A 23357-nucleotide genomic window follows, 5' to 3' on the forward strand; every position below is an offset into this window, starting at 1 on the left:
GGCCACGAGCCGTAGCGGGGGAGGAGGACAAGTGCGGCACCCAGCCGGCGGACACCCCGCCCGCACCCGACCCGACGGCACCACTACCGCCGGCGGCGTCCCCACCGGGACCGTCGCCGACGCCGTGGCAGCCGCCACGCAACGGCTGACCCGCCCCGGGATCGTCATACTGACCGGGCCACCCGGCAGCGGACGCAGCACCCTGCTGCGCCGCGTCGCCGCCGCAGCCACCGGGCCCGTCCACACCGGCGGCGGCCTCGCCGCCCTCAGCCACATCCCGGCCTTCCCCCTCAGCCACGCCCTGCGGATACGGCTGCCCGGCCACGACACCGCCCTGCTCGCCGAAGCCGTCCGCTCCCGGGTCCGCCACGGCCTGCTCGTCCTCGACGACCTGCAGTGGGCCGACCCGGCGACCGTCGCCGCCCTGCCCGGCATCGCCCGGCACTGCCGGGTCGTCGCCGCCCTGCGCACCCCGCACCAGCTGCCCGACACCGCCCTCGACCCGCTGCGCGGCGACACCGCCCTCTGGCTGACGGTGCCGGCACCCGACCCGGACACCCTCGCCGACCTGATCCGCCGCGCCGCACCCGCACTCGACCCGGCCACCGTCGCCGCCGTGGCCCGCCACGCCGGCGGCAACCCGCTCGCCGCCACCGCACTGGCCCGCCACGCCGCCCGCACCGGCACCCCACCCACCGTCGGCGGCACCCCGGGCGGTGCCGAACTGGACCAGGTCGGCTACGCCGTCGCCGCCGCACTGGCCACCCTCACCCGCCCCGCCCGCACCGCACTCGCGGCCCTCGGCCTGCTCGGCCACGGCGCCCCGGCGAGTCTGCTCGGCGACGGCGTCACCGAACTCACCGCCGCCGACCTGGTCCACACCGACCACGACGGACTGGTCACCCCGACCTCGCCCTACCAGGCCACCGTCGCCGCCGGCCTGCTCGACGACCCGGCCCGCCGCACCCTGCACCGCCGCCTCGCCGACCTCGGCACCGACCCGCTGGCCGCCGCCCGGCACCTCACCGCCGCCGGCGACACCACCGCCGCCTACCAGCGGGCGGTCACCGCCGCCGACACCGCCGCCACCGGCGGCGCCCGCGCCGAGTTGCTGCTGTTCGCCAGCGCGCAACCCGACGCCACCGAACCGGTCCGCCTCGCCGCCGCCCGCGCCGCGCTGACCGCCGGGCGGCCCCGCCGCGCCGCCGACCTGCTCACCGGCACCGCCCTGCCCACCCCCGACACCGCCGTGCTCCGCGCCGAGGCGCTGCTGCAGGCCGGCGACCCGACCGCCGCCCGCACCGCCGCCGCACCGGTGCCCGACGACGCCCCACCACCGGTGGTCGCCGCCCGCGACCGGATACTGCTGCTCGCCGACCTCGGCACCGACCCCACCTCCGCCGCCACCCGCGCCACCACGATCACCCGCCGGCACGGGCCCGAACCGGCCCACCTGGGGCTGCGCGCCGCCCTCGCCGCCACCGCCGCCGCCGGCCGTCGACCCGGCTGGGAGTACGCCCTCGCCGGCACCGCCGCGGCCGCCGGCGCCGCCGGTGACCTGCTCACCGCCCGGTGGACCGCCTGGCACCTGGTGCAGACCCTGGCCGGCGACGGACGGCTCACCGAGGCCGCGCAGGCCGCGGCGGCGGCCGCCGCCGCCTGCGCCGCCGACCTCGCCTACAGCTGGCAGGTCCGGTTCACCGCCGCCCGGCTGTGGTGCCTGGCGCTGCGCGGCGACCCGACCGGCCCGGCGGCGGGGGACAGCGCCGCCGGCACCAACCCAGCCGTCGACCCGCAGCCCACGACAGACCACGCCGACCTGTCTCCGGCCGCCGGGGACGCCTTGCTGCGCGCCGCCGCCGACCTGACCGACCGCACCCTGCCGGCCGCCGCCCGCGACTACGCCATCGCCGCCGCCGGCCTGCTCGAAGCCGACAGCGGCCTGCTCGCCCCGGCCCGTGCCCGACTGGCCGGCGACCCCGGCACCCCGAACACCGCCACCGCCGTACTGGACTGGGTGGCCCGGGAAGCCGCCTGGCTCGACGGCCAACCGGACCAGGCCACCGCCGGGGCACCCCACGCCCCCGTACCGCCGCTGGTCGACGGGCTGCGGCGGATCACCGCCCACTGGGCCGCGCACGACGGCGCCGGCCCCGCCGCACCGCCGGCCGGCACCCCGGCGGCGTTGCCGCCGCCGGCGGCCGCCACCGTCACCGCGTGGACCGCCGGCGACCCAGGACAGTTCGCCCACGCCGCCGACACCTGGCGCGACGTCGCCGTCCGTGAGCAGGTCCGCTGCCTGCTCGCCCACGGCCTGCACGAACCCGACCCCGCTCGGGCCGTACCCGCCCTGCTCGCCGCCGAGTCCCTCGCCGAGCACGCCGGACTGGTCGTCCTGCTCGGCCGGGTCCGCCGCGCCCTGCGCCGACACGCGGTCCGCCGCGACGAACGCGGCCCCCGCAGCGGCGACCTGCTCACCGTGCGGGAACGCGACGTGCTGCGGCTGGTCGCCCGCGGCGAACCCACCCGCCGGATCGCCAACCAGCTCGGCATCTCCACCGAGACCGTGGAAACCCACGTCCGCGCCGGAATGCGTAAACTCGGTGCCCGCACCCGCACCGAGGCCGCAGCCCTGGCGATGGAGCCCGACCGATGAGCGACCCGCCGCGCTACGTCCTCGACAGCACCGCCGACGCCACCGCGGTGCTGCGCCGGCTGGCCCGCGACAGCTGGACCACCCGGGAAGGGTTCGCCGTCACCGACCCCACCTGGGACCTCACCGCCGCCCGGCTCGCCCTGTACGGGCGGGTCCCGGACACCGACACCGTCGCCCTGGTGGTCCTCGCCGCCGCCAGGGGCGCCGCCGTCGTCGCCATCTGCGACCCGGCCGGTGACCTCGGCCGCGCCCTGCTCGACGACCTGTCCCGCCTGGGGCCGGTACTGCGCCACGCCGAGGCCGAACCACCGGCCGCCGCCTCCACCGACACCGTCACCCTCATACCCGAGCAACGGGCCCTGCTGGAACGGCTCGCCAACGGCGAGACCATCGCCGCCGCCGCGGCGGCCGAGTTCCTGTCGCTGCGTACCGCGAACCGGCGCATCGCCCAGGCCCGCGCCGCCCTCGGGGTCCGCACCACCCGCGAAGCCGTCCTCGCCTACCTGCGGCAACGACCCGCACGCTGAACCGCCACCGCCGCCAGCTCGTGGCCGGTCGCGTCCGGCGTCAGGTCGCGTCCGGCGCTGGATCGGCCTGGTCGGCGTCGTCGTCGGCCAGCACATCGGCGGTCGCCCCGTCCGGCACCACGTCACCCCGGCCGCGCCGGTGCCGCCGGCTCAGGTCCACCGGCCGGGTCGGGTCGACATGCCGGGGCATCGCCGGCTCGTCGGGTCGCAACCCGGCCAGGGTGTCGGTGATCGCGTCCACGATCCGCACCGTCGCCCGCTGCGCGGCACCCGGGCGGGCCGGGTCGATCCCGGACAGGTCCACCGGCGGGCCGAACCGGACCGTGACCACCGGACGGCGCAGCATCGACCGCAGCACCGCCGGGACCAGGCCACGGGGCGCCGCCCACGGCAGCACCGCGTGCGCCCCCCACTGCGCCACCGGTACCACCACCGCGCCGCTGGCCAACGCGAGCCGGGCGGTGCCGGTCTTGCCGCGCTCCGGCCACATCTGCGGGTCCAGCCCGATCCGCCCCTCCGGGTACACCAGGACCACCGAGCCGTCGCCCATCGCACGCGCGGCCGACCCCAACGCCTCGGCGACCGTGCTGGTCCGCCGGTCCACCCGGATGTGCCCGGCCCGGCGCATCACCGCGCCGACCAGCGGTGCCCGGAACAACCCGCCGGTGGCCAGCACCCGGGGCGCGACCCGCCGCGCCTGGCAGGCGGCGGCCAGCACGACCGGATCGAACGGGCTGATGTGGTTCGCGGCCAGGATCAGCGGGCCGTCGCGTACCTCGTCGGGCACGTCGCCGCTGACCCGTAGCCGGGCGACCAGCGCGACGACCAGCCGGGCGGTGACCTGCAGCACCCGCCACAGCAGCGGGGCCCGCCAGCGGGGCGGCGGCGGGGCGGCGGTGTCGTCCATCGACCGTCGATCGTCGCACAGCCGGGGGACGGACGTCCCGGGGGAGAGGGGACCTCCGGCCCTGGCCGCCAGAACGACAGGTTGTAGTATGTACTACGCTTCGTAGTATCTAGATGGGGGAGCCGTGGACGCGCTCGACATAGCCCGCTGGCAGTTCGGTGTCACCACCGTCTACCACTTCCTGTTCGTCCCACTCACCATCGGACTCAGCCTCCTCGTCGCCATCCTGCAGACCGCCTGGCACCGCACCGGCGACGACCGCTACCTCAAACTCACCAAGTTCTACGGAAAACTCTTCCTCATCAACTTCGCCATGGGCATCGTCACCGGCATCGTGCAGGAATTCCAGTTCGGCATGAACTGGAGCGACTACTCCCGCTTCGTCGGCGACATCTTCGGCGTACCACTCGCCATCGAAGCCCTCCTCGCCTTCTTCCTCGAATCCACCTTCCTCGGACTCTGGATATTCGGCTGGGGGAGACTCCCCAAGGCACTGCACCTCGCCACCATCTGGCTCGCCTCGTTCGGCAGCATCATCAGCGCCTGGTTCATCCTCGCCGCCAACTCCTGGATGCAGAACCCCGTCGGCTACCGCATCAACCCCGACACCGGCCGCGCCGAACTCACCGACTTCATCGCCGTACTCACCAACAAGGTCACCCTCATCACCTTCCCGCACACCCTCGCCGGCTGCTTCATGGTCGCCGGCGCCCTCGTCCTGGCCGTCGCCCTCTGGCACCTCGTCCGCCACCCCGACGGCCCCGACACCCCCGCCTTCCGCACCGCCACCAAACTCGGCGCCTGGACCACCATCCTCGCCACCGCCGCCGTCATCGGCACCGGCGACATCCAAGGCAAGATCATGACCCAGGTCCAACCCATGAAAATGGCCGCCGCCGAAGCCCTTTACACCACCGAAAGCCCCGCGTCCTTCTCCATCGTCACCGTCGGCACCCTCGACGGCAGCCGCGAAATCTGGACCCTCAAAATCCCCTACCTGCTGTCCTGGCTGTCCACCGGCGACCCCACCGGCGAAGTCCAGGGCATCAACGACCTGCAGGCCCAGTACGCCGCCCAGTACGGCCCCGGCAGCTACACCCCGATCATCCCCGTCACCTACTGGAGCTTCCGCTTCATGATCGGATTCGGCCTCGCCACCGCCGCCATCGCCCTCTGGGCCCTCTGGACCACCCGCCGCGGCCGCACCCCCACCAGCCGCTGGCTGCTCCGCGCCGGCCTCACCCTGCCCGTCCTGCCCCTGCTCGCCAACACCTTCGGCTGGATCTTCACCGAAATGGGCCGCCAACCCTGGATCGTCTTCGGTGAAATGCTCACCCGCGACGGCGTCAGCCGCAGCGTCTCCCTCACCGAAGTCGTCACCTCCTTCACCGCCTTCACCCTCATCTACGCCACCCTGGCCGTCATCGAAGTCAAACTCCTCATCCGCTACGCCCGCAACGGCCTACCCGACCTCACCGACCCGCCACCACCGGACGACACCGACGACACCACCACCGACCGGCCCCTCGCCGCCACCCACTGACCACCCACCGGAGACCCCTCGTGGAACTCACCACCGTCTGGTTCGGGCTCATCGCCGTCCTGTTCACCGGCTACTTCATCCTCGAAGGATTCGACTTCGGCGTCGGCGTGCTCGCCCGCTTCATCGGCCGCACCGAACCCGAACGACGCGCCGCGCTGAGCACCATCGGACCCGTCTGGGACGGCAACGAGGTCTGGCTCATCACCGCCGGCGGCGCCATGTTCGCCGCCTTCCCCGAGTGGTACGCCACCCTGTTCTCCGGCTTCTACCTACCGCTGCTGCTCATCCTCATCGCCCTCATCCTGCGCGGCGTCGCCCTCGAATACCGTGACAAACGCCCCGAAAACCGGTGGCGCACCCGCTGGGACAACGCCATCCTCGCCGGCTCCGTCATCCCCGCCGCGCTCTGGGGCGTCGCGTTCGCCAACATCGTCGCCGGCGTACCGCTGGACGCCGACCACGAATACACCGGCACCCTGCTCACCCTGCTCACCCCGTACGCCCTGCTCGGCGGCGCCACCACCACCGCGCTGTTCATCACCCACGGCGCCGTCTTCCTCGCCCTCAAAACCACCGACGACCTGCGCCGCCGCGCCCGCCGCGTCGCCAGCTGGAGCGGCCTGGCCGCCGTCGCCCTCGCCGGCACCTTCCTCGCCTGGACCCTCACCATCCGCGCCAACCCCACCGCCGTCGCCCTCGCCGTCGCCGCGGCGCTCGCCCTCGTCGCCGGGCTGGCCGCCAATCAGGTACGCCGCGAAGGATGGGCCTTCACCGGCACCACCACCGCCATCGGCCTCGCCGTCGCCGCCCTGTTCGCCACCCTGTTCCCGACCGTCCTACCGTCCACCACCGACCCCGCCGGCACCCTCACCACCACCAATGCCGCGTCCACCCCCTACACCCTGACCATCATGACCTGGGTCGCCGCCGCGCTCACCCCCGTCGTCCTGCTCTACCAGGGCTGGACCTACTGGATCTTCCGCCGCCGCGTCAGCGTCACCGACCAGCCCGGCCACTGACCCGCGCCACGTCGACCCGTCGCCGGCGAAGCCGCCGCGCACCGTCGGTGCCCGCTCGACACAGCAGATGGTCCAGCGGGCGCCGACGGTGCGCGGCGACGTCAACCGACCTCCGGCAACTCCGCCAACCGTGCCTCCACCTCAGCCAGCTCCGCCCGCAACTTCTCCGCCTGCCGCTGCGCCTCGGCCCGCTCCGCCGCCAGGATCTGCTCCACCGCCTCATGGACACCCGGCACGTCCACCAACGCCACCATCTTCAACGCCTCGGCCGGCCGGACCACGTACGGCTTCGCCAACGCCTTCGCCCCCTGCGTCGCCGCCACCGTCCACTCGCCGTCGGTGTACGCCAACGTCACCGTCAACCCGGCCGGCGGCTTCGGCTTGGCTGCCTTCGCCGCCCGCCGCACCGGCTTCTCCGCACCAGCATCCACGGTGGACCCCTCCGTGTCCTCCCGACGCGCCACCGGCGGCACCGGCGGCGGCTCACCCAACTTGAACTCCGGCTCCGCCACCGGCTCCACCGGCTCCGGTTTCGGCTCCGCCCGCCGACCCGCCGCGCCCCGCGGCGCCACCACCAGATCAGCGGGGGAGAACGGCAACTCGTCACGGCCGAACCGCACCACCACCCACTCGTCGGACACCGCCGGGTCACCCAGACCCACCACCTGACCGACCTGACCGGCGATCTGCCCCGCCGACTCGGTGAACATCACCTTCGGCTTACGGCCGGCGGACACCGCCTCCCGGATCACCCCCAGCTCCTCATCCGACAACCCACCCGCAACAGCACCCGCGGCAGCCATGACACCCTTTCCGTACACCTGTTTGAGTGCTGACCTTCCTACCAGCCGCCGCCGACACCGTCGACCGCGACCCCACCACCCACGATCACCCCGCCCCGGTGACACCACCCCACACCCCACGCACCCGGCCAGCCACCATCAGACCCTGCCGGTACCCGGCCAGCGCCGCCCCCGGCCGCCGCGCCGGATCCAGCAGCCGCCGCCCGATCGCCCGCCGCGCCCACCGGTCCGGCGACACCACCACCACATCCGCCGACAGCGCCGCCACCTGCCGCGACACCGGCCGCAGATGACCCAGCCCCCAACTGATCGGCGCCAGCACCACCACCGACGCGAACCCGGCCGCCAGATCCGCGTTCGTCGCCGACCGCATCCCACCGTCGACGAACCGCCGACCACCGATACGCACCGGCGGCCACACCCCCGGCACCGCGCAACTCGCCGACACCGCGTCCACCAGATCCGCCCCGCATCCCGGGCCGCCGAACACCACGAAATCCCCCGAATCCGCGTCCACCGCCGTCACCCACAACCGCCGCCGCGGCCACGACCACGACGGCAGCGCCTCCTCGAACACCGGCCGCCGCGACACCCCCGACCTGGCCGCCGACACCGCGTACCGGCCGATCCTCGCCCGCGCCCGGCGGCCGTCCCGGGCAGCCACCGCCGACCACAGCAGACAGGACACCGCACCTGGCCCCATCCGGTCCGGCGACGACTCACCCGGCACCAGTTGCCCCGCGTACAGCCGCGCCAGATCCGCGCCGGAACACAGCTGCGCGCCCACCACCGCACCGGCCGACGTCCCGATCACCAGATCGGCCCCGCCCAGCTCGACCCCGACGCGCGCCAGCCCGGACAACACCCCGAGCTGCCAGGCCACCCCGGTCACCCCGCCGCTGCCCAGCACCAACGCCCGCGAACCCGCCACACCGTGTCTATTGCCCGCCACCGCCGCCGGTAACGTCACCGGCGGGCCCGGACACGACACGGACAGCAGGGGAGAGGAGTGCCGGGATGACACCGGTCACCGTGGTCACCGGCGGCAGCCGAGGAATCGGGGCCGCGACCGTACGCCGGCTCGCCGCCGCCGGACACGACCTCGTCATCGGCTACCGGACCGACGCCGGCGCCGCCGAAACGGTACGCGACCACGTCCACGCGCTCGGCCGTCGCCGTCGACACCACCGACCCCGACGCGGTGACCGCGCTGTTCGACACCGCCGCCGACTGCGGACCGATCACCGGACTGGTCAACAACGCCGGCGTCACCAGCCGGATCGGACCCTTCGTCGACCTCACCGTCGACGATCTGCGCCGGGTCGTCGACGTCAACCTCGTCGGCTACGTCCTCTGTGCCCAGCAGGCCGCCCGCCGGATGTCCGTCGGCGGTGCCATCGTCAACGTGTCGTCCGCCGCCGCCACCCTCAGCAGCCCCGGCGAGTACGTGCACTACGCCGCGGTCAAGGCCGCCACCGACGCGCTGACCGTCGGTCTGGCCAAGGAACTCGGCCCCCGTGGCATCCGGGTCAACGGCGTCGCGCCGGGCACCGTCTGGACCGATATCCACGCCCTGTCCGGCGATCCGGACCGGCCGGCCCGAGGAGATCGCTGGCGCCGTCGCGTGGGCATCGGGTCTGCGTAGACGGCGGCTCCGGGACACCGCCACCATCAGGTCGATAATATACATTATGTCAACTAAAGGCTTGGACGGAGGTAACCGGCCGGCTCGGTTGGCCTGAAGCGAACTGTCGGCCGCGTACTTCCCCGCACCCGTCACCGGGATGTCCGTCACTGCCGGGCGCCCCGCCGGCGCGGCCGGCGATCCGTCGGTGACACGTCCGCTTCCGGTGTCGGGGTCCGGAGGCGTCACCGACCGGCGCGGGCATCGACGGCGGCCGGAACGCGATCCCCGCCCCCGGTCGACCTCCCCCGCCGGTTCGGATCCACTCTGGTCGACTCTGGCGGCGATCCGAGAAACATGCATAATATCCCTTATGCACCAATTTGTGGATCTGGTGGCGGTACGGCTCGTCGAGGACTTCCTCGCCGACCGCGCCTCCCGCAAACCCTCCCCGCACACCCTGGACGCCTACCGCCGTGACCTCGTCGCCGTCCTCCGACTGATCGGCGACTCCGCCGAACCGACTCCCCTACCCTGGACCGACGTACCGCTGGACGCCCTCGACCAACGACGGCTCCGCGCCGCGTTCGCCCGGTTCGCGGCCCCCCGCTCCCCCGCGTCGGTGCACCGGGCCTGGTCGACGTGGAACTCGTGGTTCAACTTCCTGGTCGCCGACGGCATCACCACCGGGAACCCGATGCCCGCCGTGGGCCGTCCCCGGGCCCCGGCGCCACTACCGAAGCCACTGCGGGGCGAGGAGACCCCGGAGACGCTGCTGGCCGCCGCCGCCCGGACCGACCCCCGCCAGCGCGACCCGTGGCCGGAGCGTGACCTGCTGGTGGTCGCCCTGGCGCTGTGCGCCGGTCTGCGGCTCGGCGAGCTGCTGGGGCTGCGGGTCGGCTCGGTCGCGGGACGTCCCGGTGAACGCCGGATCGAGGTGGCCGGCAAGGGCGGCCGGCTGCGGACCGTCCCGGTGGAGTCGGCCGTCGACGTCGTCGTCGACGGCTACCTGGCCAGCCGGCGACGACGGTTCGGCCCCCGGTCGGTACGCCCCGACGGTCCGCTGCTGGTCGACCGGCACGGCGCCGCCCTGCGGCGCGGCGGCCTGCAGTACCTGGTGCGGTCGTGTTTCCGGCGGGCCGGGATCACCGAGCGGGTGCCGCGGGGTGCGCAGCTGCACGCGCTGCGACACACGTTCGCCACCCGGTTGGCCGAGGACGGGGCGAACGCCGCCGAGATCATGCGGCTGCTGGGGCATGCGAGCCTCACGGCCAGTCAGAACTACATCGAGGTGACGGCCGACCAGCAGCGGGCGGCGGCGCGGGCCAACCGGTCGAACCGGTCGCTGCGCCAGGTCGTCGGGCCCGCCTGAGCCGGGGCCAGCGCGGCTACCGGGTGGCGGTCGAGACGGTGACGGTCAGTGGGCGGTGGTCGGAGACGGCGACGTCCGGGGCGGCGACGGCGGTCACGTCGGTCAGCGCGGGCGGCGCGCCACGCGGGTCGAGCAGGATGTGGTCGAGTTGGATCCGGGGTCGGCCGGCCGGGTAGGTGGGCAGCCGGCCCAGCGGCCGCCAGCCGGTGGCCGCCGCGGCCACACCGGCCGGCATGTTGAGGTCGCCGAGGAGCAGCCGCGGTGGCGGCATGGCCCGCAGGGCGCGGGTGACGATTCGCAGCTGGCGCAGGTTCCAGCCGGGGACGAACGACAGGTGGGTGGCGGCGACGGTGACCGGGCCGTGCGGGGTGTCGAGGACCGCGGCGAGCAGCACCCGCGGCTCGTCGCGTAGGAGCAGCAGCCGGGGGCCGGGGCCGCCGACGGCGACCGGTGCGGGTACGGGGGCCGGGGCGAGCCGTACGGTCCGCCAGTGCCGGGCCGGGTACCGGCTGATCAGGCTGACGCCGTAGCGGGGTTCGTCGTGTCCGTCGTGGTCGTGACGGGGCACCCGGTAGGTGGTGCCGGGGGTGCCGACGAGGGCGGCCGCGAACCGGTGGGTGCCGGCGGTGAGCGCGGCGGCGGCCAGCGCGGTCAGGTCGAGGTGACCGCTGCGGGGTTGGGCATGGTCGACTTCCTGCAGGGCGCAGATGTCGGCGTCGAGGCCGGCGGTGGTGGCGGTGATCCGGTCGGGGTCGATGTGCCCGTCGTGGGGTGACCGCCCGTGCAGCAGGTTGTAGGTGGCCATGCGCACATGGGCACCTTACGGGGTGCGGGTGGTGTGGCAGGGTGGCGGGATGGTGGTGAAGGCGTTGTGCTGTAGCGCGCTGGTGTTCCTGGCGGTGGGCTGGTGCGGGGTGTGGCTGCGGCGGCGTCGGGGGCGGTGAGACGCGCCGGCCGGGCCGGTGGTGTGTCGGTTGGCTGGTGGGCGGTGCAGGCCGAGGTCCGTGGGAGGTGCGGTGTCGTCGGTGGAGTGTCCGGACGTGGCGGCGACGGTGGCGGCGGTGCGGCGGTGCCGGCCGGAACTGGTGGCCGCGGTGACGGCGGCGGTGCCCGGGGCGCGGGCGGCGGTGCTGGCGCGGTTGTGGGGTGCGTTGGGGCGTGAACCGGTGCCGGAGGTGACGGACCGTCGGGTGGTCGACGGCCGTCTGGCGCTGGGGTTGGTCGACGGGCGGCGGGTGGTGGGGCCGGCGGCGGCGGCGGAGTTGTTCGCGGCGGCGGGCCCGGGGCTGCGGGTGTCGGTGGTGGGGCCGGCGGGTGACCGGGCGGTGGCGGACCCGGCGGAGTTGTTGTCGGTGCTGGGGTTACCCGGTTGTGGGGCGGTCGCCGGTGAGCTGGCGAACAGCGTGGCGAATTTGGCGTTGGCGCGCGGTGCGCGGGCGGTGGCGGGTGGTGGCGCGGGTTTGGTCCGGTCGGCGCTCGGGTGGGAGCAGGTGGTGGTGGACGGGCATCCGGTGCATCCGGGCTGCCGGACCCGGGTGGGGATGTCGACGGAGGAGGTGCTGGCGTACGCGCCGGAGCATCGGCCGGTGGTGGAGGTGGAGTTGGTGGCGGTGCCGGGTGACCGGTGGGTGAGTTCGGGTTCGGGGTTGCCGCCGCTGCTGCCGGTGCATCCGTGGCAGCGGGATCATGTGCTGGGTGGGTACGGGTGGTTGCGGCGTACCGGCCGGGTGGTGAGGGTGCGGCCGTTGTTGTCGTTGCGGACGGTGGAGCCGGTGGCGTCGGGCGGTGGGTGGCAGTGGAAGACGGCGGTGGATGTGCAGATGACCAGTGCGGTGCGGACGGTGTCGGAGGCGGCGGTGCGTAACGGTCCGGTGGTGACGGCGTTGGTGGCGCGGTTGGCGCGGCGGGTGCCGGGGTTGTGGGTGTTGCCGGAGGTGGCGGCGGCGGCGGTGGTGGTCGACGGGGGGTTGTGTCGGTCGTTGGCGGTGGTGCGGCGGCGGGTGCCGCGGGTGGGTCCGGGGGTGCAGGTGATGCCGGTGGCGGCGTTGGCGGCGCCGGTGGGGGTGCCGGGTGGTCCGTCGGTGGTGGCGGGTCTGGTGCGGGCGGGGTACGGCGGTGATCCGGTGGCGTTCGTGTCGCGGTTGGCGCGGGTGGTGCTGGGGCCGGTGGTGGAGTTGCTGGGTCGGGGGGTGGGGCTGGAGGCGCACGGGCAGAACGTCCTGCTGGTGTGGCGGGGTGGTCGGCTGGTGCGGGTGTGGTACCGGGATGTGGGTGGGGTGCGGTTGGATGTGCGGCGGCTGGCTGGGGCGGGTGTGCCGGTGCCGGTGGTGTACGGCGATGTGGTGGCCGAGGATCCGGCGGAGGTGGCGGTGACGGCGGTGGCGGCGGTGGGGACGGCGTTGGGTGAGCCGGTGGCGGTGCTGGCCCGGGAGTTCGGGGTGGAGCCGCACGTGCTGTGGCGGGCGGTGGCGGTGGTGGCGCGGGATGTGGTGGCGGGGTTGCCGGCGGCGGTGCGGGGGTCGGTGGCGGCGGCGCTGCTGGGTGGGCGGTGGCCGGTGAAGGCGACGTTGTCGATGCGGTTGGCGTCGGATCCGTTGACGCCGCGGTGGGCGTGGGTGACGAGTCCGTTGGCGGGTGCGTTGTGAGCGGCGGCGGGTCGGCGGTGGGGGTGCTGTCCGGGGGTCGGTCGTGTGGTTGCGGGTTGGGTGTGGTCGGGGTGGACGCGGCGGTGGCGTCGGCGGTGGCCGGGTTGGGGCGGGTGGCGCCGGAGCTGGTGGCGGGGTTCCGGGAGGCGGTGCCGTGGGCGGCGGGGGTGGTCGGTGGGCGGTTGGTGGACGCGTTGTGCCGGGAGGATGTGGGCGGGGTGCGGGGATCGTGGCGGGGTGCGGGCCGGTGGCACGGGTTCGACCGGTTCGTGGCCGACGCGGGGTCGGTGGCGGATCCGTTGGCGGTGTTGCCGGTGTCGGTGTTGGCGCGGCGGCGGGGCTGGGCGTTGGCGGTGGAGTTGACTGACGCGGTGGTGAATCTGGCGGTGGCGGTGGCGCGGCCTGGTCCGGCGCGGGGTCCGGAGGATCCGGACGGGTGGGGGGTGTGGGCTGAGCGGCTGGCGGTGGCGGGGCACAACCTGCATCCGTGTGGGCGTACCCGGTTGGGGTGGTCGGTGGCGGATGTGGTGGCGCACGATGTGGAGTCGCCGGTGACGGGGGTCGGGTTCGTGGCGGTGCGCCGGGATCTGCATGTGGGTGAGGATGTGGCGGCGGAGTTGGCGCGCTGGTATCCGCAGGTGCCGGTGGCGCCGCCGGGCTGGGTGGTGCAGCCGGTGCATGTGTGGCAGCGGTCGGTGGTGTCGTCGCGGTACGCGGATCTGGTGGATCGGGGCGTGGTGCGGTTGTTGCCGGGGGTGGTGCCGGCGGTGCCGACGGCGGCGGTGCGTACGGTGCTGCTGCCGGTGGGGCGGGACGGTTCGCGGCGGTACCTGAAGGTGTCGGTGGACATTCAGGTGACGTCGACGCGGCGGACGATCTCGGTGGCGAGTGTGCGGAACGGTCCGGCGTTGTCGACGGTGTTGGCGTCGTTGGTGGCGGCCGACGAGGTGGCGGCGCGGCGGCTGGTGTTGTTGCCGGAGGTGGCGGGTGCGGCGGTGCGGGTGGGGTCGGGGCGGGACATGTCGGTGATCGTGCGGGGCGGGTTGGCGGGGCGGTTGGTGCCGGGTGAGGTGGCGGTGCCGGGGGTGGCGTTGGTGACGGCGGCGCAGCTGGGGCGGCGGGTGGCGGATTTCGGTGCGGTGCGGGGGTTGGTGGGGGCGCCGGCCGGGTTGGGGTTCCTGGGGGCGTACGCGCGGGTGGTGTTGCCGCCGTTGCTGCGGTTGGCGAGCCGGTTCGGGGTGGCGTTGGAGGCGCATCTGCAGAACTGTCTGCCGACGTTCCGTGACGGGGTGCCGTTCCGGTTGGTGGTGCGGGACTTCGCGGGTCTGCGGTTGTTGCTGCCGCGGTTGGCGGCTGCGGGGGTCGAGGTCGGGTTGGTGGCGGGTTCTGTGGTGGGTACCGACGACGCGGCGGTGATGCGGGCAAAGTTGGGGTACACGGCGGTGCAGGCGCATCTGGGTGAGGTGGTGCTGGGGTTGGTGTCGGGGTGGGGGGTCGACGAGGCGGCGGCGTGGCGGGTGGTGCGGGAGGTGGTGGACGAGGTATACGACGGGTTGCGGTCGGCTGGTGGGGTCGCCGCGGGCTGGGCGGCCGATGATCATCGGGCGTGGACGGCGCCGATGGTGGCGCACAAGGCGTTGGTGCGGATGCGGTTGACCGGTGCCGGGGACGTGTACGTGCCGGTGCGCAACCCGGTCGGTGACGCCGGGTTCGATGGTGGTCCGCCGGTGGGGGCGCGGTGCCGGCGGTGACGGTGCCGGCGGTGGTGGCGGCGGTGGTGGCGGAGTTGGCCGCCGGTGACGAGCCGGTGTGCGCGTACGTGTACGACCGGGCGGTGCTGCGGGCGGTGGCGGCGCGGCTGCGGGCGGCGTTGCCGGCGGGTGCGGTGCTGCTGTACGCGATGAAGGCGAACGGGCATCCGGCGGTGGTGGCGGAGTTGGCGGCGGCGGTGGACGGGGTGGAGGTGGCGTCGGGTGGTGAGTTGGCGGCGGCGGTGGCGGCGGGTGCCGGTCAGGTGGTGTTCGGTGGGCCGGCGAAGACGGACGGGCAGTTGGCGGCGGCGGTGGCGGCGGGTGCGGTGGTGAACGTGGAGAGTGTGTTGGAGTTGCGGCGGTTGGATCTGGTGGCGCGGGCGGCGGGGGTGCCGGCGGTGGTGGCGGTGCGGGTGAACCGGCCGGGTGGCGGGTTGGCGGGCAGTCACCGGATGGCGGGTGCGGCGACGCAGTTCGGGGTGGACGAGGCGGAGTTGGGTGCGGTGGTGGCGGTGGCGGCGGGGTTGCCGGGGGTGCGGCTGGTGGGGTTCAGTCTGCACGCGGTGTCGAACAACGTGGACGCGGTGGCGCATGCGGGGTTCGTGGTGGATGCGGTGGGCTGGGCGGTTGCGGCGGCGCGGCGGTGGGGGGTGGGGTTGGAGTATGTGAACGTGGGCGGCGGCTTCGGGGTGGACTACCGGGGTGGGCGGCGGTTCGACGTGGCGGCGCTGCGGGCCGGGTTGGCGGGGTTGGCGGTGCCGTCGGGGGTGCGGTTGGTGTTCGAGCCGGGTCGGTTGCTGGTGGCGGACGCCGGCTGGTATGTGACGCAGGTGGTGGATCTGAAGCGGACGCAGGGCCGGTGGTTCGCGGTGGTGCGGGGTGGCACGCACCATTTTCGGTTGCCGGCGGCGTGGGGGTACGACCATCCGTTCGGGGTGGTGCCGGTGGACCGGTGGCCGTATCCGTTCGCCCGGCCGCAGGTGGCGGCTGCGGCGGTGGATGTGGCGGGTGAGTTGTGTACGCCGCGCGACGTGCTGTGCCGGGGGCAGGTGGTGGAGCGGCTACGGGTGGGTGACGTGGTGGTGTTCGGCCGGGCCGGCGCGTACGGGTGGGACATTTCGCATCATGATTTCCTGCGGCATCCGTACCCGCGGATGGTGGTGGTGTGACGGTGCCGGGACCGGGGCCGGGCTGAGGGTCAGTGGCGGGCCCAGCGGGCGGCGCGGATCTCGCGCAGCGCCCGGCGGCGGGTGTCGCCGCGCAGGGTGTCGACGTAGAGGCGGCCGTCGAGGTGGTCGGTTTCGTGTTGCAGGGCGCGGGCGAGGAATCCGCTGCCGGTGACGGTGACGGGTTGGCCGTGCTGGTCGACGCCGTGGACGGTGGCGTGGCGGGCGCGGGTGGTCGGGAAGTACAGGCCGGGGATGGACAGGCAGCCTTCGTCGTCGGTGTCGGTGTCGTCGGCTGACGGGTCGCCGGTGGGTTCCAGCCGGGGGTTGACGACGTGGCCGCGGTGGCCGTCGGCGTCGTAGACGAACACGCGGGCGCTGACGCCGATCTGCGGGGCGGCGACGCCGGCGCGGCCGGGGGCGCCGAGCAGGGTGTCCATCAGGTCGGTGACCAGTGCGCGCAGGGTGTGGTCGAAGTCGGTGACCGGTTCGGCGGGGGTGCGCAGCACGGCGTCGCCGATGATCCGGATCGGGCGCATGGTCATGGCGGTCAGGCTACCCGGGGCCCGGTGCGAGTTGCCGGGCGCCGGGCCGGGTGTGCGGGTGGTGGGGGTCCGTTCAGGGCAGGAGGCGGATGGCGGCCGGGGCCTAGGATGGGTGGGAGCGTTTCCACGCCAACCGGTCGGACATGCATCGGCCGAAGGGAGGATTCTTGGTGCCGCAGGCCGTCACCTGCCCGGAACGGTGTCGTTCGGCTTGGTAACGTTCATCACTGGTCATGTGAACCATGACACAGCACCCCCCACAGTTCCCGGAGATCCCGATGTGCCAGCACCAACCGATCTGTCCCACGGCTGACGCCGTCGACCGGGAAGCGGCCCGCGCTGTCGCCTGCTTCCACGAACAGGGCTGGAGCCTGCTCTGCAACGGTGTCATCGTGTTCGAGGACACCGGCGAACTGCTTCCCGACGGCAGCAGCATCGCCCCGCACCGCGGCCCCGCCCGGCACGCCCTCGCCGCCTGACCGACCGCGGCCACCGCAGGCTCACCGTCGAGCCGACCCGACCCGTACTCAGCCGGCGGCGAACGCCTCCGGCGGAGGACACGCGCACACCAGATTCCGGTCACCGTAGGCGCTGTCGACTCGCCGCACCGGCGGCCAGTACTTCCCGGCCCGCTGCCCCGGCCCCGCCGGGTACGCCGCCACCGACCGCGGATACGGCAGCGTCCACTCGTCGGCGCTGGCCAGCGCCGCCGGGTGCGGCGCCTGCCGCAGCGGGCTGTCCGCCACCGGCCACCGGCCGGCCGCGACGTCGTCGATCTCCGACCGGATCGCGATCATCGCGTCGCAGAACCGGTCCAGTTCAGCCAGGTCCTCACTCTCGGTCGGCTCCACCATCAGCGTGCCGGACACCGGAAACGACATCGTCGGCGCGTGGAACCCGTAGTCGATCAACCGTTTCGCCACGTCCTCGACGGTCACCCCGGTCGCCCGGGTCAACGCCCGCAGATCCAGCACACACTCGTGCGCCACCAGGCCCTTGTTGCCGGCGTACAGCACCGGGAAATGCGGCCGCAGACGCGCCGCCACATAGTTGGCCGCCAGCACCGCCGCCCCGGTCGCCCGCACCAGCCCGTCGGCACCCATCAGCCGCAGATACGCCCACGGGATCGGCAGAATCCCGGCCGAACCGTACCGGGCGCCCGACACCACCGGCCGGTCGACGTCGCCATCGCCGCCGACCGGATCACCCGGCAGGAACGGCGCCAGATGCGCCCGCACCGCGACCGGCCCCACCCCCGGCCCGCCGCCGCCGTGCGGAATGCAGAACGTCTTGTGCAGGTTCAGGTGCGACACGTCCGCCCCGAACCGGCCCGGCCGGGCGAACCCCAGCAACGCGTTCAGGTTCGCCCCGTCGACGTACACCTGCCCGCCGGCGTCGTGCACCCGGGCACACAACTCGGCGATGCCGTCCTCGTACACGCCGTGCGTCGACGGATACGTCACCATCATCGCCGCCAGGTCGTCACCGTGGACGGCGATCAGCCGCGCCGCGTCGTCGACGTCGACGTTGCCGTCTGCGTCGCAGCCGACCACCACCACCCGCATACCCGCCATCACCGCGCTCGCCGCGTTCGTGCCGTGCGCCGACGACGGAATCAGGCACACGTCCCGCCGTGCCTGCCCCCGCGACCGGTGGAAGCCGCGGATCGCCAACAGCCCGGCCAACTCCCCCTGCGAACCGGCGTTGGGCTGCACACTGACCGCGTCGTAGCCGGTCACCTCCGCCAGCCAACGCTCCAACTCGCCGATCAGCTGCCGGTAACCGGCCGTCTGCCCGGCCGGTGCCAGCGGGTGCACGTCGGCGAACCCCGGCCAGCTGACCGGCTCCATCTGTACCGCCGCGTTCAACTTCATCGTGCACGACCCCAGCGGGATCATCCCCCGGTCCAGGGCGTAGTCGACGTCGGCGAGCCGCCGCAGATACCGCAGCATCGCCGTCTCACTGCGGTACGCGTGGAACACCTCGTGGGTGAGGAACTCCCCGGTGCGCCGCCACCCGGCCGGAATCAGCGCCGGCGTCTCCCCCGCGTACGCGGGCACCCCGAACGCCGCCCACACCACCGCCAGATGCTTTTCGGTGGTGGTCTCGTCACACGCCACCGCCACCGTGTCTGCGTCCACCAGCCGCAGGTTCACCCCCCGGTCCGCCGCCCGCGCCACCACCGCAGCGGCCCCACCCGGCACCGCCGCGGTCACCGTGTCGAACAACGGCCCGTCCGCCACCGCGACCCCGCCGGCCGCCAGACCGGCCCGCAACCGGGCCGCCGCCGCATGGGTGCGCTGCGCGATCGCCGTCAACCCCTGCGGGCCGTGGTACACCGCGTACATGGCGGCCATCACCGCCAGCAGCACCTGCGCCGTGCAGATGTTGCTGGTCGCCCGCTCCCGGCGGATGTGCTGCTCCCGGGTCTGCAACGCCAGCCGGTACGCCCGGTCACCGGCCACGTCCCGGGACACCCCGACCAGCCGTCCCGGCAGCATCCGTTCCAGACCGGAACGCACCGCCAGGTAGCCGGCGTGCGGACCGCCGAACCCCATCGGCACCCCGAACCGTTGCGTGGTGCCGACCGCCACGTCCGCACCGTACGCCCCCGGTGGGCGCAGCAGCGTCAACGCCAGCAGGTCCGCCGCCACCGTCACCAGCGCCCCGGCGGCGTGCGCCGCCGCCACCACCGGGGCGTCGTCACGCAGCTGCCCCGACACGCCCGGGAACTGCAGGTGCAGCCCGAAGAACTCGTCCGGCAGGCCGGCCCGCACGTCACACACCTGGACCCGCACACCCAGCGGCTCCGCCCGGGTCCGCAGCACCGCCACCGTCTGCGGCAACGTGTCGGCGTCCACCACGTACACGTCGCTGCGTGCCTTCGACGCCCGCCGCGCCAACGTCATCGCCTCCGCCGCAGCGGTCGCCTCGTCCAGCATCGACGCGTTCGCCGTGGCCAGCCCGGTCAGATCCGACACCATCGTCTGGAACGTCAGCAGCGCCTCCAACCGGCCCTGGCTGATCTCCGGCTGGTACGGGGTGTAGGCGGTGTACCAGGCGGGGTTCTCCAGCACGTTGCGGCGGATCACCGCCGGCGTGTGGGTGCCGTGGTATCCGGCCCCGATCATCGACACCGCCGCCGTGTTCGCGTCGGCCAGCCGCCGCAACGCGGCCGTCACCTCTGGCTCGCTGACCGGCTCCGGCAGATCCAGCCGGCCCCGCCAGCGGATCACCTCGGGAATGGCGGCGTCCATCAGGTCAGCGACGCTGGCGTAGCCGACGACATCCAGCATCCGCTGCTGGGCGACCGGATCGACGCCGACGTGACGGTCGACGAACAAAGACGAGGCACTCACCAGGCGGCTCCCGGGACGAGGTCGGCAGGCAACCTCCCCCTCTGTCGGCGCCGCCGCCTTCAGAGTCGCCAACCCGGGTGGTCCTTCTGCCTGAGAGGTTCCGGGGAGGATTTGCCCCTTCGGCGCCGCCCACCGGGTAGCGGACGGTCTCTCCCACACGGGATGTACGGCGGTCTCCACGCTACCGGTAGCAGCCGGCCTGCGGGGCGGTGACGTCGATCACGAAGCCCGCCCCGGCCGGGTCGACCCGCGCGTCGCCGCTCAGCCGGCGCGGCGGCGCGCCCGCCGCGCCGCCAACTCGTCACCCCCGGCCACCGGCGCCACCACCTCCGGCTCGGAAGTCACCGCCGGCTCCGCCGGAAGCTGCGACAACGACCCCTGGATCTCCTTGAACGCCCCGCCGATCGCGATCCCGAACACACCCTGGCCGCCCTGCAACAGGTCGACGACCTCCTCAGGGGAACGGCACTCGTACACCGTCGTCCCGTCCGATATCAGGGTGATCCCCGCCAGGTCCCCGACCCCGCGGGACCGCAACGTCTCGATCGCCCGACGGATGTTCTGCAGCGACACACCGGCGTCCAGCAGCCGCTTGACCACCTTCAGCACCACCAGGTCGCGGAACGAGTACAGCCGCTGCGAACCCGAACCCGTCGCGTCACGCACGCTCGGCACCACCAGCGTCGTCCGCGCCCAGTAGTCCAACTGCCGGTAACTGATCCCCACCGCGTGGCAGGCGGTCACTCCGCGATAGCCGACGGCGTCCGAACCGGCACCGTCCACATCATCAGACGACCCCGGCTCCGGCTCTCGCTGTGCGGGCATACGGAAACCTCCCCGTCAGTGCGGCCCACACCAGGACGGAACATGAGCCGGTCGACAGGACCAGCCTAACGCCGGCAGAAGGCCGTACCAGGCAACCGGGGCCGCGACACGCCGCGTGCGGGCCACCACGCCACGGGCATCACACCCGCCGGCAGCGGTCAGCCCGCGAAATCCTCCGGACGCACCTGGTCCAGGAACTCCCGGAACTTCTCGACCTCGTCCTCCTGCTCATCCGGAATCAGGATGCCCGCCTCGGACAGCACCTGCTCAGCACAACGAATCGGAGCACCGACCCGCAACGCCAACGCGATCGAATCACTCGGCCGAGCCGACACCCGCACACTGTCACCGATGACCAGATCCGCGTAGAAGACGTTGTCCTTCAACTCGGTGATCTCCACCGCCTGCAGCGGCGCCCGCACCGCAGCCAGCACGTCCCGCAACAGATCATGCGTCAACGGCCGCGCCGGCTTCACGCCCTGCTGCTCATACGCGATCGCCGTGGCCTCCACCGCACCGATCCAGATCGGCAGGTAACGGTCCCCATCCACCTCACGCAGCAGCACGATCGGCTGGTTGGTGGGCAACTCCACCCGCACCCCGACCACGCTCAGCTCACGCACCGCCGCCTCCGTGTCGTCGTCACCAAACCCGCTCCGGCCCTCCCTGCACGGTACACGGACCACAGCGCCACCGTCCGGTCCCGCCAGTCACCTCACCGGCCGAGCGCCCCCCGCAGACCCGCCCGCACCAGCGCCGCGTGGAGCTGCTGCGACAACCCGATCAGCTCCCGCGCCGTCTCCGCCGCCCGGGCCCGGGCGGCCGGATCACTCTGCCGCGCCAACGGCGCCACCAACTGGGCGAACAGACCCGACTCGCGGTCCGCCGCCGCCCGCACCGCCCGCAGATGCCGCACCTCGAGCCCATGCCGCAGCAGCCCCGCCACTGCCGTGGCGATCACCAGCGCATCCGCGTCGTACCAGCCCGGCGCCACCGCGACCACCAGACCCAGCCGCTCCACCTCGGTCAACGTCGCCGACTCGAGACCACTACGAGACAGCAGATCCGTACGACTCAGCCGGGACTGCGCCGGCTGCCCCTGCGCCGGCACCGGCGACCGGCCCGGCACCTCACCGGACGGACCGACCGCCACCAACGTCGGCCGCGACCGGCCCGCCGCCGACTCGGCGTCCCGCGCCGCCAACTGCTCACGGATCACCCGCAACGGAAGATACTGGTCCCGTTGCGTCGTCAGGACGAAACGCAACCGGTCCAGATCATCCCAGCTGTACTTGCGGTACCCCGACGGCGTCCGCCGCGGCTCCACCAGGCCCTCAGCCTCCAGGAACCGCAACTTCGAAATCGTCGTGTCCGGAAACTCCGGGCGAAGCTGGGCCAGCACCTCGCCGATACTCATCAACGACGAACCGGCCACGTCCTCCCGGGCCGCCGCCTGCTCACTCACCACGACACCCCCGGCTCACCGACCGGCGTCAGCCACACCCCGCGCACGAAGCCACCTCCGTCCGCGCCCCGGACCTCAACCGCGGCCGGCCTCCTCGTCCGGCCGCGGACCGGCGATGAAGACCAGCCGGAACTTACCGATCTGGACCTCGTCACCGTTGCTCAGGGTCGCCGCCTCCACCCGCTCACGATTGACATAGGTGCCGTTCAGGCTACCCACATCGCGCACCGTGAAGGTACCGCCGTCACGGTGGAACTCCGCATGCCGCCGCGACACCGTCACATCATCCAGGAAAATGTCACTGTCCGGATGCCGGCCGCTCGTCGTCACATCATGGTCCAGCAGGAACCGGGCCCCCGCGTTCGGGCCCCGCCGCACCACCAGCAACGCCATCCCCGGCGGCAACGAACCCGACATCCGGCTCGGCACGACGTCGGCGTCCGGCCCCTCCAGCACTTCGTCGAGCGAACCGAGGTTCAACGTCGACGTGACGTCGAGCGGGGGGAACTCGTCGTCTGGGCGCGTCATGGACCACCTCACGGATCTGTTCGGTCGGCGTCGGGTGTGTCGGGTCGGCCACCAGACCTTGAACGATCGCAAGGCGCAAGCTCCCCCGTGCCAGGACGGCAATTTCCGCAACGCTCAACTGTTGTTGGCTTCTCGGTCGACTGGGCGAGCCTAGCCAGCGCCGAAAACAAGGGTCAACAAGACTCGCGGGCACACGATACCTCGCCGCCCCCGCCGGGTCAGCGCTCGGTGAGCTCCCGGTACGCCGCGGCGTCGAGCAACCCGCTCACCGCCTGCGGATCAGCCGGCGCCAACTGCACCAGCCAACCGGCACCGTACGGGTCGGCATTGACCGTCTCCGGTGCGTCCACCAGCGCCTCGTTACGGGCCACCACCGTGCCGGTCAGCGGCGCGTAGATCTCCGACACGCTCTTCGTCGACTCGATCTCACCGCACGGCTCACCCGCCGTCACCTCGGCGCCGACCGCAGGCAACTCGACGAACACGATGTCGCCCAACGCCTCCTGCGCGAAATGGGTCACCCCCACCCGCACAGGACCGGCGGCGTCGCCCGCCACCCACTCATGCTCCGCGGTATACCGCAGATCCTCTGGAATCACGGCCGGTCCTTCGGTCTGTGCAC

At 73.5% G+C, this 23357-nt stretch carries 20 protein-coding genes, 2 pseudogenes and 1 riboswitch; of the genes and pseudogenes, 11 read left to right on the plus strand and 11 right to left on the minus strand.

What is annotated here, in order from left to right; genetic code table 11:
* Window positions 1–31: 31 nt before the first annotated feature.
* Both EDC02_RS42325 and EDC02_RS09395 read left to right on the plus strand, forming a co-directional pair.
* Entirely contained in the window at window positions 32–2656 is a 2625-nt protein-coding gene (locus EDC02_RS42325) for a LuxR C-terminal-related transcriptional regulator (RefSeq protein ID WP_255500087.1), read from the plus strand.
* A complete protein-coding gene (locus EDC02_RS09395; RefSeq protein ID WP_123601598.1) occupies window positions 2653–3183 on the plus strand; it encodes a LuxR family transcriptional regulator in 531 nt (176 codons plus the stop codon). Before EDC02_RS42325 ends, EDC02_RS09395 begins: the two co-directional genes overlap by 4 nt.
* A gap of 130 nt (window positions 3184–3313) precedes the next feature.
* On the opposite strand, the pseudogene EDC02_RS09400 reads toward EDC02_RS09395, so the two are convergent.
* Window positions 3314–4090: pseudogene (locus tag EDC02_RS09400) on the minus strand (lysophospholipid acyltransferase family protein); the annotation flags it as partial.
* Between the two features lie 124 nt (window positions 4091–4214).
* Here EDC02_RS09400 and EDC02_RS09405 point away from each other — a divergent pair.
* Window positions 4215–5633 carry a cytochrome ubiquinol oxidase subunit I gene (locus EDC02_RS09405; RefSeq protein WP_123601600.1) on the plus strand — a complete coding sequence of 473 codons (1419 nt, stop codon included), beginning with the start codon at window positions 4215–4217 and terminating at the stop codon, window positions 5631–5633.
* Window positions 5634–5653: 20 nt separating this feature from the next.
* Window positions 5654–6652 (plus strand): cytochrome d ubiquinol oxidase subunit II, encoded by a 999-nt coding sequence (cydB, locus tag EDC02_RS09410; RefSeq protein WP_123601601.1) that lies wholly within the window; start codon window positions 5654–5656, stop codon window positions 6650–6652.
* A 101-nt stretch (window positions 6653–6753) separates the two neighbouring features.
* On the opposite strand, the gene EDC02_RS09415 is transcribed toward cydB, so the two are convergent.
* Window positions 6754–7455, minus strand: coding sequence for a hypothetical protein (locus EDC02_RS09415; protein ID WP_123604658.1), 702 nt, complete (start codon window positions 7453–7455; stop codon window positions 6754–6756).
* Between the two features lie 85 nt (window positions 7456–7540).
* Complete coding sequence (locus EDC02_RS09420; protein WP_123601602.1) at window positions 7541–8386, minus strand: patatin-like phospholipase family protein; 846 nt, start codon at window positions 8384–8386, stop codon at window positions 7541–7543.
* 86 nt (window positions 8387–8472) lie between these two features.
* Between EDC02_RS09420 and EDC02_RS09425 the strand changes: the two are divergent.
* Both EDC02_RS09425 and EDC02_RS09430 read left to right on the plus strand, forming a co-directional pair.
* Window positions 8473–9097, plus strand: a pseudogene (locus EDC02_RS09425) (SDR family NAD(P)-dependent oxidoreductase); the annotation flags it as partial.
* A 355-nt stretch (window positions 9098–9452) separates the two neighbouring features.
* Window positions 9453–10451, plus strand: coding sequence for a tyrosine-type recombinase/integrase (locus tag EDC02_RS09430; RefSeq protein WP_123601603.1), 999 nt, complete (start codon window positions 9453–9455; stop codon window positions 10449–10451).
* 16 nt (window positions 10452–10467) lie between these two features.
* On the opposite strand, the gene EDC02_RS09435 is transcribed toward EDC02_RS09430, so the two are convergent.
* Complete coding sequence (locus EDC02_RS09435) at window positions 10468–11262, minus strand: endonuclease/exonuclease/phosphatase family protein (protein WP_123601604.1); 795 nt, start codon at window positions 11260–11262, stop codon at window positions 10468–10470.
* On the opposite strand from EDC02_RS09435, the gene EDC02_RS40130 reads away from it, so the two are divergent.
* From EDC02_RS40130 to EDC02_RS09450, 4 genes are all read left to right on the plus strand, one after another.
* Window positions 11255–11395: a hypothetical protein gene (locus EDC02_RS40130; RefSeq protein WP_158632107.1), complete on the plus strand. Its 141-nt coding sequence runs from the start codon at window positions 11255–11257 to the stop codon at window positions 11393–11395. The genes EDC02_RS09435 and EDC02_RS40130 overlap by 8 nt on opposite strands.
* A gap of 81 nt (window positions 11396–11476) precedes the next feature.
* Entirely contained in the window at window positions 11477–13096 is a 1620-nt protein-coding gene (locus EDC02_RS09440; RefSeq protein ID WP_158632108.1) for an IucA/IucC family protein, read from the plus strand.
* Entirely contained in the window at window positions 13093–14847 is a 1755-nt protein-coding gene (locus EDC02_RS09445) for an IucA/IucC family protein (RefSeq protein WP_255500088.1), read from the plus strand. Before EDC02_RS09440 ends, EDC02_RS09445 begins: the two co-directional genes overlap by 4 nt.
* On the plus strand, window positions 14844–16016 hold the full coding sequence (locus EDC02_RS09450) for an alanine racemase (protein ID WP_233605828.1): 1173 nt from the start codon (window positions 14844–14846) through the stop codon (window positions 16014–16016). The genes EDC02_RS09445 and EDC02_RS09450 overlap by 4 nt, the downstream gene beginning before the upstream one ends.
* A 29-nt stretch (window positions 16017–16045) precedes the next feature.
* Here the strand turns inward: EDC02_RS09450 and def are convergent, their stop codons facing one another.
* Window positions 16046–16558: a peptide deformylase gene (gene def / locus EDC02_RS09455; protein WP_123601607.1), complete on the minus strand. Its 513-nt coding sequence runs from the start codon at window positions 16556–16558 to the stop codon at window positions 16046–16048.
* A 278-nt stretch (window positions 16559–16836) separates the two neighbouring features.
* Between def and EDC02_RS09460 the strand changes: the two genes are divergently transcribed.
* Window positions 16837–17037 carry a DUF5999 family protein gene (locus EDC02_RS09460; RefSeq protein WP_123604660.1) on the plus strand — a complete coding sequence of 67 codons (201 nt, stop codon included), beginning with the start codon at window positions 16837–16839 and terminating at the stop codon, window positions 17035–17037.
* Window positions 17038–17085: 48 nt separating this feature from the next.
* On the opposite strand, the gene gcvP is transcribed toward EDC02_RS09460, so the two are convergent.
* From gcvP to gcvH, 6 genes are all read right to left on the minus strand, one after another.
* On the minus strand, window positions 17086–19917 hold the full coding sequence (gene gcvP / locus EDC02_RS09465; protein WP_255500090.1) for an aminomethyl-transferring glycine dehydrogenase: 2832 nt from the start codon (window positions 19915–19917) through the stop codon (window positions 17086–17088).
* 68 nt (window positions 19918–19985) lie between these two features.
* A riboswitch (glycine riboswitch) is annotated at window positions 19986–20083 on the minus strand.
* A 95-nt stretch (window positions 20084–20178) separates the two neighbouring features.
* Complete coding sequence (locus tag EDC02_RS09470; protein WP_199757564.1) at window positions 20179–20742, minus strand: MerR family transcriptional regulator; 564 nt, start codon at window positions 20740–20742, stop codon at window positions 20179–20181.
* A 158-nt stretch (window positions 20743–20900) separates the two neighbouring features.
* Window positions 20901–21365, minus strand: coding sequence for a bifunctional nuclease family protein (locus EDC02_RS09475; protein ID WP_123604662.1), 465 nt, complete (start codon window positions 21363–21365; stop codon window positions 20901–20903).
* Window positions 21366–21457: 92 nt separating this feature from the next.
* Complete coding sequence (locus EDC02_RS09480) at window positions 21458–22159, minus strand: MerR family transcriptional regulator (protein ID WP_123604661.1); 702 nt, start codon at window positions 22157–22159, stop codon at window positions 21458–21460.
* A 123-nt stretch (window positions 22160–22282) separates the two neighbouring features.
* Window positions 22283–22735 (minus strand): FHA domain-containing protein, encoded by a 453-nt coding sequence (locus EDC02_RS09485; protein ID WP_123601610.1) that lies wholly within the window; start codon window positions 22733–22735, stop codon window positions 22283–22285.
* A gap of 218 nt (window positions 22736–22953) precedes the next feature.
* Complete coding sequence (gcvH, locus tag EDC02_RS09490; RefSeq protein ID WP_123604663.1) at window positions 22954–23334, minus strand: glycine cleavage system protein GcvH; 381 nt, start codon at window positions 23332–23334, stop codon at window positions 22954–22956.
* Window positions 23335–23357 lie beyond the last annotated feature (23 nt).

Source organism: Micromonospora sp. Llam0, from assembly GCF_003751085.1.
GTDB lineage: Bacteria > Actinomycetota > Actinomycetes > Mycobacteriales > Micromonosporaceae > Micromonospora_E.